Origin of the sequence: Pseudomonas sp. HMSC066A08 (assembly GCF_001813025.1) — a bacterium.
Taxonomy (GTDB): Bacteria; Pseudomonadota; Gammaproteobacteria; order Pseudomonadales; family Pseudomonadaceae; genus Pseudomonas; species Pseudomonas aeruginosa.
The window spans coordinates 126,656-139,549 of record NZ_KV811298.1 but is presented as its reverse complement, the minus strand read 5'-3'; the positions used below and the strand labels follow the sequence as shown (position 1 = coordinate 139,549).

13 protein-coding genes are annotated in these 12,894 nt (G+C 67.8%); 2 read left to right on the top strand and 11 right to left on the bottom strand.

The features are described from left to right. Positions 1-65: 65 nt before the first annotated feature. From HMPREF2886_RS13850 to HMPREF2886_RS13805, 10 genes are all read right to left on the bottom strand, one after another. The gene (locus HMPREF2886_RS13850; protein WP_033973621.1) at positions 66-899 is read right to left on the bottom strand and encodes a hypothetical protein; all 834 of its coding nucleotides are present in this window, start codon (positions 897-899) and stop codon (positions 66-68) included. Positions 900-1,089: 190 nt separating this feature from the next. Next, positions 1,090-2,031: a LysR family transcriptional regulator gene (locus HMPREF2886_RS13845; protein WP_003084073.1), complete on the bottom strand. Its 942-nt coding sequence runs from the start codon at positions 2,029-2,031 to the stop codon at positions 1,090-1,092. Between the two features lie 175 nt (positions 2,032-2,206). Beyond that, a complete protein-coding gene (pcaC, locus tag HMPREF2886_RS13840) occupies positions 2,207-2,608 on the bottom strand; it encodes a 4-carboxymuconolactone decarboxylase (RefSeq protein ID WP_033973619.1) in 402 nt (133 codons plus the stop codon). A gap of 10 nt (positions 2,609-2,618) precedes the next feature. Next, on the bottom strand, positions 2,619-3,410 hold the full coding sequence (gene pcaD, locus HMPREF2886_RS13835) for a 3-oxoadipate enol-lactonase (RefSeq protein WP_034016053.1): 792 nt from the start codon (positions 3,408-3,410) through the stop codon (positions 2,619-2,621). A 14-nt stretch (positions 3,411-3,424) separates the two neighbouring features. Beyond that, positions 3,425-4,804, bottom strand: coding sequence for a 3-carboxy-cis,cis-muconate cycloisomerase (locus HMPREF2886_RS13830; RefSeq protein WP_070747636.1), 1,380 nt, complete (start codon positions 4,802-4,804; stop codon positions 3,425-3,427). 22 nt (positions 4,805-4,826) lie between these two features. Further along, positions 4,827-6,125 carry an MFS family transporter gene (locus HMPREF2886_RS13825; protein WP_033973616.1) on the bottom strand — a complete coding sequence of 433 codons (1,299 nt, stop codon included), beginning with the start codon at positions 6,123-6,125 and terminating at the stop codon, positions 4,827-4,829. Positions 6,126-6,274: 149 nt separating this feature from the next. Beyond that, a complete protein-coding gene (pcaF, locus tag HMPREF2886_RS13820) occupies positions 6,275-7,480 on the bottom strand; it encodes a 3-oxoadipyl-CoA thiolase (protein ID WP_033976887.1) in 1,206 nt (401 codons plus the stop codon). Then, the gene (locus HMPREF2886_RS13815) at positions 7,477-8,259 is read right to left on the bottom strand and encodes a CoA-transferase subunit beta (RefSeq protein WP_003084062.1); all 783 of its coding nucleotides are present in this window, start codon (positions 8,257-8,259) and stop codon (positions 7,477-7,479) included. Before HMPREF2886_RS13815 ends, pcaF begins: the two co-directional genes overlap by 4 nt. Continuing rightward, on the bottom strand, positions 8,256-9,107 hold the full coding sequence (locus HMPREF2886_RS13810; RefSeq protein ID WP_003084060.1) for a CoA transferase subunit A: 852 nt from the start codon (positions 9,105-9,107) through the stop codon (positions 8,256-8,258). Before HMPREF2886_RS13810 ends, HMPREF2886_RS13815 begins: the two co-directional genes overlap by 4 nt. Before the next feature lie 150 nt (positions 9,108-9,257). Continuing rightward, entirely contained in the window at positions 9,258-9,797 is a 540-nt protein-coding gene (locus tag HMPREF2886_RS13805; RefSeq protein WP_033976885.1) for a helix-turn-helix domain-containing protein, read from the bottom strand. A 154-nt stretch (positions 9,798-9,951) separates the two neighbouring features. Here HMPREF2886_RS13805 and HMPREF2886_RS13800 point away from each other — a divergent pair, with 154 nt between their 5' ends. Then, complete coding sequence (locus HMPREF2886_RS13800) at positions 9,952-10,734, top strand: aldolase (RefSeq protein WP_003084054.1); 783 nt, start codon at positions 9,952-9,954, stop codon at positions 10,732-10,734. Positions 10,735-10,793: 59 nt separating this feature from the next. Beyond that, the gene (locus HMPREF2886_RS13795) at positions 10,794-11,675 is read left to right on the top strand and encodes a dihydrodipicolinate synthase family protein (RefSeq protein ID WP_070747633.1); all 882 of its coding nucleotides are present in this window, start codon (positions 10,794-10,796) and stop codon (positions 11,673-11,675) included. A gap of 76 nt (positions 11,676-11,751) precedes the next feature. Here the strand turns inward: HMPREF2886_RS13795 and HMPREF2886_RS13790 are convergent, their stop codons facing one another. Next, entirely contained in the window at positions 11,752-12,810 is a 1,059-nt protein-coding gene (locus HMPREF2886_RS13790; RefSeq protein ID WP_083318554.1) for an ABC transporter substrate-binding protein, read from the bottom strand. Positions 12,811-12,894 lie beyond the last annotated feature (84 nt).

Here is a 12,894-nt window from a genome sequence, read left to right as displayed (position 1 = left end):
TAACGCCGGTGGCGTTATTCGCCCTACCCCAGGGTTGGCGACATCGCGGGCGACGGCGCATCGCCTCAGAAGGTGAATTCCATGTTCAACGTCGGCGTCGAGGTGCGGCTGCCGGTGCCGCCGTCGACGCCGAACTTGTTGTGCCAATACTCGTAGCCGACGCCGAGCCACAGGTTCGGCTGGCGCTTGTCGCCTGGCAGGGCGGCGACCATCAGGGCGGTGCGGACCAGGGTTTCCGCCGCGGTGTCCTTGTCGTTGTAGTCCTCGCCTTTCTCTCCCACGTAGTTGACGAAGCCCTGGAACTTCGCCGCATGGTTGCCGACCTTGAACGGCCGCATCCAGGTCAGGTTGAGCATGTAGGTGGTGTCGAAGGTGTGGTCGGGATGGCGCGCGCCGGGCACGCCGAAGTGGTTCTTCTCGCGGTAGTAGAGCAGGCTCAGGTCGAGCACGCCGGGACCGTTGAACTTGAGGGTCGGGCCGAACACCAGGGCGCGCTTCTTGGCCGAAGCCAGGTTGTTGTTGCGGCTGGCGTCGAAGCCCAGGGTGAAGGCGTAGTCCTTGACCAGGCCGGTGCCCAGCGGCCGGTCGAACACCCGCGAAGCGTAGAGCTGGTGGCGGTAGACCGCATAGACTTCGCTGCCACCGTGGTCGGTGCCCTTGCGCGGGTCGCGGCTGTCGGAAAGGAACACATCGAGATTGAAGAAATTGCTGCCGTAGCGATAGCCGTCGGCGTGGGTGAAGCTGTAGATGCGCTTGGCGAACTTGTCCGGGTTGTTCGGGTTGGTGAATTGCTGGCCGTAGCGGAAACCGACGCTGTTGCTCATCCATTCCAGCGCCATGCTCTCCCCGGCGCCGACGAGCGCGACCAGGGCGGCGGCGCCCTGCATCATCTTCTTCATGCTGTGTGTCCTGCTGGTTGCTTGTTGTTCTTGTGGCGACTCAGCCCCCGGTTTCGCGCCGGGGTCGCGGAGCAGTATCGGCACTTCGCCGCGCTGACCAAAGAACAGAATATCGAACATGCCGATGCCGAAACGGCATCAGCGAACGGACAAGCTCGGGCAAGCCGTCTGGCATCGGCGCGAGCGCCGCTCAGGCCTCGTTCAGGCGCGCTTCCTCGCGCTCGCGCAGGCGCACTTCCTCGGCGATCTGCCGGGCCAGGGCGTCCACCGCCACCGGCAGGTAACGGCCGGTGCGCACGTAGAGGCCGAGGTCGCTGTGGATGCCGCCATTGTCTTTCAGCGGCAGGAAGCGCAGCTCGCCCTGGGCGATGTCGGCCTCGATCCCCAGGCGGGTCTGGAAGGCGACGCCGAGCCCGCGCCGCGCCAGTTGTCGCGACAGCTCCAGGGAGCTGCTCTCCAGCACCGCCCGGCGCGGTTCGCGCAAACGGCGCTGGAGCGGCGCCAGCAGGTGATGGATGGACAGCTCGCTCTTGGCCATGATCAGGCCATGTTCGACGCAATCGGCGAAGGCGATGGCCTGGTGTCGCGCCAACGGGTGCTGCGGGGAGACGATGGCACCGAGGCGGAAATGGCCGACGCTGACCTGTTGCAGGTCGGCGCTGCGCGGCAGGGCGAAGGCCAGGCCGAGATCGACCGCGCCACTGCTCACCGCCTCGGGTATCGCCTGGGAACCGAGCAGGGTGACACCGACGGTGATGTCCGGGTAGCGTTCGCGCATCGCCTTGAGCACGCAGGGCAGCAGGTCGCTGGTCACCGCCTCGATGGTGGCGATCTCCACATGGCCGGTGCGCAGGCCTTGCAGCGCATCCAGTTCGGAACGCACGCGCTCCATGTCCTGCAGGACCACGGTGACATGGCGCGCGAAGATCTCCCCGGCACCGGTCAGGCGCAGGCCGCCGGGCAGGCGGTCGAACAACGGCGCGCCGATCTCGTCCTCCAGCTTGAGGATCTGCCGGTTCACCGCCGACGAGGCAACGTTCAGGCGTCGCGCGGCTTCGCGGATCGAATGGCAGCGGCGAACCATGTCGAAGTAGTGGATCGCGGGCGCGTGGATATGCAGCTTGCGGCTCATGGCGGACCGAAGGGATGACGGAACTGTCGACCTTCCGGGAAACGCCGGCGAATGGCAAGGGGAAGCGCCGCCTCACCGGCCCTCGCGCAGGATGGGTAACCGCCGTTGGCCCTCGGAGTATCGGCGGATAGCGCCTGCGACGCCATTCGCCCTACCGATAGCGCCGCCCGGCGGCCTACCGGGACTCCTGCCGCGACTCCACGCCAAGCTCGTCCCACACCGATTCGGCCAGGTGGAAGGTCGCGTTGGCCGCGGGAATGCCGCAGTAGATGGCGCTCTGCATGATCACTTCCTTGATCTCGTCGCGGCTCACCCCGTTGTTCTTCGCCGCGCGCAGATGCAGCTTGAGTTCCTCGTTGCGGTTCATGCCGATCAGCATGGCGATGGTGACCAGGCTGCGGGTGTGTCGCGGCAGCCCCGGACGGGTCCAGATGTCGCCCCAGGCGTGGCGGGTGATCATCTCCTGGAACTCTTCGTTGAACGGCGTCAGGTTGGCCAGGCTGCGCTCCACATGGGCGTCGCCGAGCACCGCGCGGCGCACTTGCATGCCGGCTTCGTAGCGTTGTTTCTCGTCCATCGGCGGCTCCTCAGGCGGACAGCAGGAAATCGACCAGGCGGCGGCTGAAGGCGTCACCCGCTTCGACGTTGGACAGGTGCGCGGCGGCGAACTCGACCAACTGCGCGTCGGCGATGCGCGCCTGCATGAAGCGGGCGTTGTCCGGAGTGGTCACGGCATCGTGGCTGCCGGCGACGATCAGCGTCGGTGCCTGGACCAGCCCGAGCTGCTCGCGGAAATCGGCGTCGCGTACCGCAGCGCAGTTAGCTGCGTAACCCTGCGGCGAGGTGGCCGCGAGCATCGCGACGATGCGCTCGACCTGCGCCGGTTCGCGCTCGGCGAAGCCCGCGGTGAACCAGCGCGCCACCGAGGCGTCGCGCAGGTCGCGCATGGCCTGCTCGCCGCCTTTCAGGACGGTATCGATGCGGGTGTTCCAGACCTCGTCGCTGGCGATCTTCGCCGCGGTGTTGCACAGCACCAGCCGGCCGATCCGCTCGCCGGCGTGGATGCCCAGCCACTGGCCGATCAGGCCGCCCATGGACAGCCCGCAGAAATGCACGCGCGGCAGGTCGAGGGCATCGAGCAGGGCAAGCACGTCGGCGCCGAGCTGGCCGATGGCGTACGGTCCGGGGGTGACCAGCGAGGCGCCGTGGCCGCGGGTGTCATAGCGCAGCACGCGGAAGTGGGCGGTGAGTGCAGGGATCTGCGTGTCCCACATGCCCAGGTCGGTGCCCAGCGAGTTTGACAACAGCAGGACCGGCGCGCCGGCCGGCCCTTCCAGGGAGTAGTTCAGGTCGCCGTCGGCGAGGCGTACGGTTGGCACGAGGGGATCTCCAGTCAGGCGGGATGGGGTTCGCAGCCCAGGGCATGGTGTTCGGCGAGCGCGCGCTCGACCCAGGCGCGAGCCTGGCCGAGGTAATGGGCGGGATCGAGCAGGCGGTCCAGTTCGTCGCCGGACAGCTCGGCGCTCACTCGCGCCTCTTCGCCGAGCACCGCGCGCAACTCGCGGCGCTGCTCGACGGCGCGGCGGCAGCATTGCTCCACCAGGTGGTGCGCGGCTTCGCGGCCGATACGGCGGGCCAGGGCGATGCTCACCGCCTCGGCGAGCACCAGGCCGTGGGTCAGGCCAAGGTTGCGGCGCATCCGCTCGGCGTCCACCTCCAGGCCTTCGAGCAGGCCGATCGCCTGATGCAGCGCGCCGGAAACCAGGCAACAGAGTTCCGGCAGGGTTTCCCACTCGGCGTGCCAGAGGCCGAGGCTGCGTTCGTGTTCCTGCGGCATCGCCGCGAACAGGGTCGAGAGCAGCCCCGGCGCACGGGTGGCGGCGGCGATCAGCACCGCGCTGCTCACCGGGTTGCGCTTGTGCGGCATGGTCGAGGAACCGCCACGCCCGGCACCGGCCGGCTCGAAGACCTCGCCGGCCTCGGTCTGCATCAGCAGGCTGACATCGCGGCCGAACTTGCCGAGGCTACCGGCCACCAGGCCGAGCACGCTGGCGAATTCCACCAGGCGGTCGCGCTGGGTGTGCCAGGGTTGTTCGGGCAAAGCCAGGCCCAGCTCCTCGGCCAGCGCCGCGGCCACCGGCAGGGCCTGCTCGCCGAGCGCGGCGAGAGTCCCCGAGGCGCCGCCGAATTGCAGCACCAGCAGGCGCGGGCGCAACTCGTGCAGGCGCTGGCGGTGCCGGGTCAAGGCACCGAGCAGGCCGGCGAGCTTCATGCCCAGGGTCACCGGGGTCGCGTGCTGCAACCAGGTGCGCCCGGCCAGCGGCGTGTCGGCATGCCGTTCGGCCTGGTCCGCCAGGACCTCGGCAAGACGTTGCAGATCCTGCTCGAGCAAGGCCAGCGCGCGGCGCAGTTGCAGCACCAGGCCGCTGTCCATGGCGTCCTGGCTGGTGGCGCCGAGATGCACGTAGCGCTCGGCCTCGGCGTCTCCAGCCGCCACCCGGCGGCCCAGCGCCTTGACCAGCGGGATCGCCGAGTTGCCGGCATTGGCGACCGCCTCGGCCAGCGCCAGCGGGTCGTACAGTTCGGCGCGGCAGGCCGCCTCGATCGGCGCCACCGCCGTCGCGGGAACCACCCCGGTGCGCGCCTCGGCGCGAGCCAGGGCGGCCTCGAAGTCGAGCATGCCTTGCAGGCGGCCGCGGTCGGAGAACACCGCGCGCATCGGCGCCGCCGTGAAATAGGCATCGAACAACTGGTTGGCGGGTACATCGCTCATCGGTTTTCCTTTTCCCGGCCCGTCAGGGCTCGTCGTTCAGGTAGCTGACCTTGCGCAGGTCCGGCAGGCTCACGCAGACCAGCAGCGCCAGCAGGCACATGGCTGAAACATACCAGTAGAAGACGTTCTCCATCCCTACCGACTTCAGCCCCAGGGCGACGTACTCGGCCGAGCCGCCGAAGATCGCGTTGCCCACCGCGTAGGACACCCCGACGCCGAGGGCGCGCACCTGCGGCGGGAACATCTCGGCCTTGATCAGGCCGCTGATGGAGGTGTACAGGCTGACGATGGCCAGCGCCAGGATGATCAGGAAGAAGGCCATGTAGGGACTGCTCACGGTCTTCAGCGCGAGCAGGATCGGCAGGGTGCAGAGCGTGCCCAGGGTGCCGAACCAGAGCATCGAGGTCTTGCGCCCGATGCGATCGGAAAGCATGCCGAACAGCGGTTGCATCAGCATGTACGCCAGCAGGGCGAAGGTCATCACCGCGCTGGCGGTCTTGGCGCTCATCCCGGCGGTGTTGACCAGGTACTTCTGCATGTAGGTGGTGAAGGTGTAGAAGATCAGCGAGCCGCCGGCGGTGAAGCCGAGTACGGTGAAGAAGGCCCGCTTGTGCTTGAACAACTCGGCGAAGGTGCCGGATTCCTTGCGCTCCAGGGTCGACTTCGAAGCGGTCTCGTTCAGCGAGCGCCGCAGCCAGAGGGCGATCACCGCGGTGATCGCGCCGATCACGAAGGGAATCCGCCAGCCCCAGGCGCGCAGTTCGTCTTCGCTCAGCAACTGCTGCAGGATCACCACCACCAGCACCGCCAGCAACTGTCCGCCGATCAGGGTGACGTACTGGAACGAGGCGAAGAAGCCGCGCTGGCCCTTGAGCGCCACCTCGCTCATGTAGGTCGCGCTGGTGCCGTACTCGCCGCCCACCGACAGGCCCTGGAACATCCGCGCCAGCAACAGCAGCGCCGGCGCCAGGGTGCCGATGCTGGCGTAGGTGGGCATGCAGGCGATCGCCAGGGAGCCGGCGCACATCATCACCACCGAGATCAGCATGGCGGTCTTGCGCCCGTGCTTGTCGGCGATGCGGCCGAACATCCAGCCGCCGATGGGGCGCATGAGGAAACCGGCGGCGAAGACCCCGGCGGTGTTCAGCAACTGCACCGTCGGGTTGTCGGAGGGGAAGAAGGCCGGGGCGAAGTAGATCGCGCAGAAGGCATAGACGTAGAAGTCGAACCATTCCACGAGGTTGCCGGAGGAGGCGCCGACGATGGCGAAGATGCGCTTGCGGCGTTCTTCGTTGCTGTACTGGTGAACAGGGGCAGTCATGCTGTTGTTCTCTCGACAGGGTCCGTTTCATCCTGACCGTGCGACGGAGCGTCCTGTTCCGCTGCACACGCGCCGCGCCACCGCCGAAACATGGGCAGCGCCGCGCGACGCGCGCTCTTGATACCGGGCGGGCGACCCGGTTATGCCAGTCAGACCCGCTCGATGGCCAGCGCCAGACCTTGGCCGACGCCCACGCACATGGTCGCCAGGCCGCGCCGGCCGCCGCTCTTCTCAAGGTGGTGGAGCGCGGTGAGGACCAGCCGCGCACCGCTCATCCCCAGCGGGTGGCCGAGGGCGATGGCACCGCCGTTCGGGTTGACCTTCTCGCTGTCGTCGGCCACGCCCAGTTCGCGCAGGCAGGCCAGGCCCTGGCTGGCGAAGGCCTCGTTGAGTTCGATCACGTCGAAGGCGTCGATCGCCAGGTCCAGGCGCCGCAGCAGCTTGCGCACCGCCGGCACCGGGCCTATGCCCATGACCCGCGGGGCGACGCCGGCGCTGGCCATGCCCAGCACCCGCGCGCGCGGAGTCAGGCCATGCTTCTCCACAGCCTCGGCGGAGGCCAGGACCAGCGCGGCGGCGCCGTCGTTGACTCCGGACGCGTTGCCGGCGGTGACGGTCTTCTCCGGCCCGTTGACCGGCTTGAGCCGGGCCAGCGCCTCCAGGGTGGTGTCGGGACGCGGATGCTCGTCGTGCTCGACCAGGGTGTCGCCCTTGCGCCCGCGAATCGTCACCGGGACGATTTCCTCGGCGAAGAAACCGGCCGCCTGCGCCCTGCCGGCGCGCTGCTGGCTGCGCAGGGCAAAGGCATCCTGGTCGGCACGCGACACGCGATAGTCGTCGGCGACGTTGTCGGCGGTCTGCGGCATCGGATCGATGCCGTACTGCTCCTTCATCAGCGGGTTGACGAAGCGCCAGCCGATGGTGGTGTCCTCGATCTTCTGGCCGCGCCCGAAGGCGCTATCGGCCTTGCCCATCACGTACGGCGCGCGCGACATCGATTCGACGCCGCCGGCGATGGCCAGCTCCATCTCGCCGCAGGCGATGGCGCGGAACGCCGTGCCGATGGCGTCCATCCCCGAGGCGCAGAGGCGGTTGAGGGTGACACCCGGCACGCTCTCCGGCAAACCGGCCAGCAGCAGCGCCATGCGCGCCACGTTACGGTTGTCCTCGCCGGCCTGGTTGGCGCAGCCGAGGAACACCTCGTCCAGCGCCGACCAGTCGACCCCAGGGTTGCGCTCGACCAGGGCCTTCAGCGGCACCGCCGCGAGGTCGTCGGCGCGCACCGCGGAAAGGCTGCCGCCGAAACGGCCGATCGGCGTGCGCACGGCATCGCAGATGAATACCTCGCGGCTCATTCGTCGCTCCCCTTCTGTCCATGGGCGGCCGCGGTGCGCGCCTCGAGGTCGCGCAGCGCGGCGAGTTCGACCTCGCTCGGTGCGGGCGTCTCGGCGACCCGCTCGGCAAAGCGGATCGCCCAGCCGGTGGCCTCGACCACCTGCTCGCGGGTCACGCCCGGATGCAGCGAAGTGACCACGAACTCGTTGCTGCCGGCCTCCGGCTCCATGATGCACAGGTCGGTGATGATCGCCACCGGTCCCTTGCCCGGCAGGCCGAGGCGCTGGCGCGAGTCGCCGCCCTCGCCATGGCCGACCGAGGTGACGAAGGCCAGCTTGTCGACGAAGGTGCGGTGCGACTGCTTGAGGATGATCAGCACTTCCTTGGCGCTGCCGGCGATTTCCGGCGCGCCGCCGGCTCCCGGCAGGCGCACCTTGGGCTGGCGGTAGTCGCCGATCACGGTGGTGTTGATGTTGCCGAAACGGTCGACCTGGGCCGCGCCGAGGAAGCCGACGTCGATCCGTCCGCCCTGCAGCCAGTAGCGGAAGATCTCTCCGGTGGGGACCACGGTATCGGCGGTCTCGGCCAACTCGCCGTCGCCGATGGACAGTGGCAGGACGCTGGGCTTGGCGCCGATCGGGCCGGACTCGTAGATCAGCACGACGTCCGGCGAGGAGGTCAGGCGCGCCAGGTTGGCGGCCTTCGACGGCAGGCCGATGCCGACGAAGCACACCGCGCCGTTGTGCAGGCGGCGGGCGGCGGCCACGGTCATCATCTCGTTGGTGCTGTAGCTGCTCATCGCTTGCCCTCCGCGAGCTTGGCCTGGAAGGCGCCGAAATCCTCGGTCCCCCGGATGTATTCGTCGATCCACGCGGTGAAGCTTTCGCGGTCGCGGGCGATCGGGTCCCAGTCCTGGTAGAAGCGGTTGTCGCGCTCGTAGTAGCCGTGGGCGTAGGACGGATGCGCGCCGCCAGGCACCAGGCACACGGCGCTGAGCGCCCAGCTCGGCAGGACGCAGGCGTTCATCGGGGCGTCCAGTTCGTCGACGATCTCCTCGACGGTGACGATGCAGCGCTTCGCCGCCAGGGCCGCTTCCTTCTGCACGCCGAGGATGCCCCAGAGCAGCACGTTGCCCTTGCGGTCGGCCTTCTGCGCGTGGATCACGCTGACGTCCGGGCGCACCGAGGGCACCGCCGCCAGCACTTCGCCGGTGAACGGGCAGGTGACGCTGCGGATCAGCGGGTTGACCTTCGGCAGGTCGGAGCCGGCGTAGGCGCGCAGCACCGCGAAGGGCAATCCGGAGGCGCCGGCGACATAGGCGTTGGCGAGGTCGGCGTGGCTGTGTTCCTCGATCTCCAGCGGTTGCGGCCAGCCCTTTTCCACCGCGTCGCGCAGGCGGTGCAGCGAACCGACGCCGGGGTTGCCGCCCCAGGAGAACACCAGCTTCTTCGCGCAGCCTGCACCGATCAGCAGGTCGTAGACCAGGTCGGGGGTCATGCGGATCAGCGTCAGGTCTTTCCTGCCCTGGCGGATCAGCTCGTGGCCGGCGGCCGTCGGGATCAGGTGAGTGAAGCCTTCGAGGGCGACGCTGTCGCCATCGTGGACGAAGCGTCGCACCGCTTCGCGCAGGGAGAGGATTTCAGCCATCGGTCGGGTCTCGTCTTGTTGTGCGCTGCCTGGACGGCACGTGACGAGAACCTTACGCCGGGGTCCGAGGGCTCACAATCCGATAATCGATTAACAGTTCGGTAATCGAACAGAACGTTAGCAAGCATCCGATCGACCGAAGCCGCCGCCTCATTCGTCGCTGTGGATCACCACCAGCAATTCCGCCTGGGTCTCCCCCAGGGAGCGGATGCGGTGCGGCTTCTGTGCGTTGAAATGCAGGGCGTCGCCGCGCTCGAGGATGATCCGCTGGTTCATGAAGTCGACCTCGACCTGGCCCTCATGGACGAAGATGAACTCTTCACCGAGGTGCTCCTTGAACGTCGAGTGACTGAAATCGCGCGGCGGGTGGACGATGAACGGCAACAGCGCGCGGGCACCGATCTGCTGCGCGAGGGAGGCGTAGGCCGGGCCGTCGTCGCCGCTGGACAGCGACTTGCGCTGGTCGCGACGAACGATGCTGTAGCCGTCGACACCGTCGCTTTCCTCGGCGAACAGCTCCTCCACCTGCACGTTCAACGCCTTCGCCAGCTTCAGCGCGGCGGCAATGGACGGCGTGTTCAGCCCGCGCTCGACCTTGGACAGGTAGCTCTTGGTCAGGCCGGTCTTGTCGGCCAGGGTCTCCAGCGTGACCCCGAGTTTTTTTCTCAGCAATTTCAAGCGCATGGACATTGAGGACAGCCTTCTCCCGATGGCGATGAAACTTTTCTCTTGCTAATGACACTTTGTGTCATATAACTTGATCCGTGTCATTTACAGCCGGGTCGTTGCGTGGCGCGCAACTGCCTGGCGTTTCCCCCGACTCGCTCCGTCAAAGGAACCTCGCATGGCTACGACACTGGAATTACCCAAGGATCAACTGATCCAGCACGCGCTGAAGCAGATGAAAAGCAGCCTCGGCGATAATACGTGGACTGACCGGCAAAAGCTGGCCCTGACCTGCCGGATTCTCTTCGAGGCCGGCCACGACTCCGGGCTCGCCGGGCAGATCACCTCGCGCGGCCCGGAGGCGGGGACCTACTACACCCAGCAACTGGGCCTAGGCTTCGACGAGATCAGCGCCGGCAACCTGCTGCTGGTCGACGAAGACCTCAACGTCCTCCACGGGCACGGCATGGCGAATCCGGCCAATCGCTTCCACAGCTGGGTCTATCGCGCCCGCCCGGACGTCAACTGCATCATCCACACCCACCCGCTGCACATCGCCGCGCTGTCGACCCTGGAAGTACCGCTGCAGGTCTCGCACATGGACCTTTGCCCGCTATACGACGACTGCGCCTTCCTCAAGGACTGGCCGGGCGTGCCGGTAGGCAACGAGGAAGGCGAGATCATCTCCGCCGCCCTCGGCGACAAGCGCGCCATCCTGCTCTCCCACCACGGCCTGCTGGCCACGGGTGCGAGCATCGAGGAGGCCTGCGTGATCGCGGTGCTGCTCGAGCGCGCGGCGAAGATGCAGTTGCTGGCGATGGCCGCCGGAGAGATCAAGCCGATCCCGCCGGCCCTGGCGCGCGAGGCCCACGACTGGATCTCCACCCCGAAGCGCCACGGCGCCGCATTCAACTACTACGCCCGGCGCTGCCTGCCGCGCAACAGCGACTGCCTGAGCTGAACGACCTTTCCCACCAGGTCCGTCCTGGCATTTCCCACTCAATGTCACGGGTACATCCAATGTCCGCATCCATCCACGGCATCATCGGCTACACCATCACCCCCTTCGCCGCCGACGGCGGTCTCGACCTGCCGGCCCTCGGCCGCTCCATCGAGCGCCTGATCGACGGCGGCGTGCACGCCATCGCCCCGCTCGGCAGCACCGGCGAAGGCGCCTACCTGAGCGACCCGGAATGGGACGAGGTGGTCGACTTCACCCTGAAGACCGTCGCCCATCGCGTGCCGACCATCGTCAGCGTCTCCGACCTGACCACCGCCAAGACCGTGCGCCGCGCGCAGTTCGCCGAATCCCTCGGCGCCGAGGCGGTGATGGTCCTGCCGATCTCCTACTGGAAGCTCAACGAGGCGGAAGTGTTCCAGCACTACCGCACGGTGGGCGAAGCCATCGGCGTGCCGGTGATGCTCTACAACAACCCGGGCACCAGCGGCATCGACATGTCGGTGGAACTGATCCTGCGCATCGTCCGCGAAGTGGACAACGTGACCATGGTCAAGGAGAGCACCGGCGACATCCAGCGCATGCACAAGCTGCGCCTGCTCGGCGAAGGCCGGGTGCCCTTCTACAACGGCTGCAACCCGCTGGCGCTGGAGGCCTTCGTGGCCGGCGCGAAAGGCTGGTGCAGCGCCGCGCCGAACCTGATCCCGACGCTCAACGGCCAGCTCTACCAGGCGGTGCTCGACGGCGACCTGGAGAAGGCCCGCGCGCTGTTCTACCGGCAGTTGCCGCTGCTCGACTTCATCCTCCGCCGGGGCCTGCCGACCACCATCAAGGCCGGCCTGGGCCTCTCCGGCCTGGAGGTGGGGGCGCCGCGCCTTCCGGTGCAGGCGCTGGATACCGAGGGCTGTCGGTATCTGCTGGGGTTGTTGGAAGAGCTGCGCTGATCACCCCGTCAGCGCTTTGACCCGACGGGCCCGGACGACTTGGGGCCCGTCGTTTTTTTACCGACGCGCAGCGCGCTCAGCGCGCCGCCCAGGCATTGAAACGCTGTTCCAGCTCCTCGCCGTGGTCCACCCAGAACTCGGCATCCACCGCCCGCGCGCCTCCGAGGTTGGCCGGCGCGGTCGGCAGCGCCTCCTGCACCGTCTTCGGCAGCAACGCCAGGGTGCCCTTGTGTACCGGCCCGTAGGGGATCTGCTCGGAGAACACCTTCTGCGTCTGCGGCTGGCTGGCGAAGGCGATGAATTTCTCCGCCAGCGCCTTGTTCGGCGTGCCCTTCACCACCGCCCAGTACTCCGGATCGTAGAGACTGCCGGGCCAGACGATGGCCAGTTTCACCCCCTCCTTCTGCGCAGCGGCAATGCGCCCGTTGTAGGCCGCGCTCATCACCACGTCGCCGGCCGCCAGCCATTGCGGCGGCTGGGCGCCGGCCTCCCACCACTGGATGTTCGGCTTGAGCTGGTCGAGCTTGGCGAAGGCGCGGCTGACCCCCTCCGGGGTGGCGAGTACCTCGTAGAGGTCCTCCGCCTTCACCCCGTCGGCCAGCAACGCCACTTCCAGGGTGTACTTGGCGCCCTTGCGCAGGCCACGCTTGCCGGGGAACTCGCGGACGTTCCAGAAATCCGCCCAGGACTGCGGCGCCCTGGCCAGCTTCGTCGAGTCGTAGGCCATCACCATCGACCAGACGTAGGTGGCCACCCCGCACTCGCTGAAAGTGCCGGGGACGAACTGCGCGGGGTCGCCGAAACGCGCCGGGTCGAGGCGTTCGAACAGCCCCTCGTCGCAGCCGCGGAGCAGTTCGGGGCTCTCCACCTCGACCACGTCCCAGCTGACCTTGCCGACGTCGACCATGGCCTTCACCTTGGCCATTTCGCCGTTGTATTCGCCGGCGACCACCTGCCCGCCGCCGCTTCGCTCGAAGGGTTTGAAATAGGCCTGTTCCTGGGCGGCCTTGGTCGCGCCGCCGAAGGAGATCACCGTCAGGCTCTGGCTCTGCGCCTGGGCCGCCGCGGCGAACGCCAGGCCGAACAGGGACAACCGGGAAAACACGTGTGCGCACTGGTGCAAGGACTTGAACATGGAACACTCCCACAGCCGATTGGCATTGTTGTGATGTTGCTGAGGCAGTTGCCGGCCAGAGGCCGAAACGGTTCCGCGCGCGGT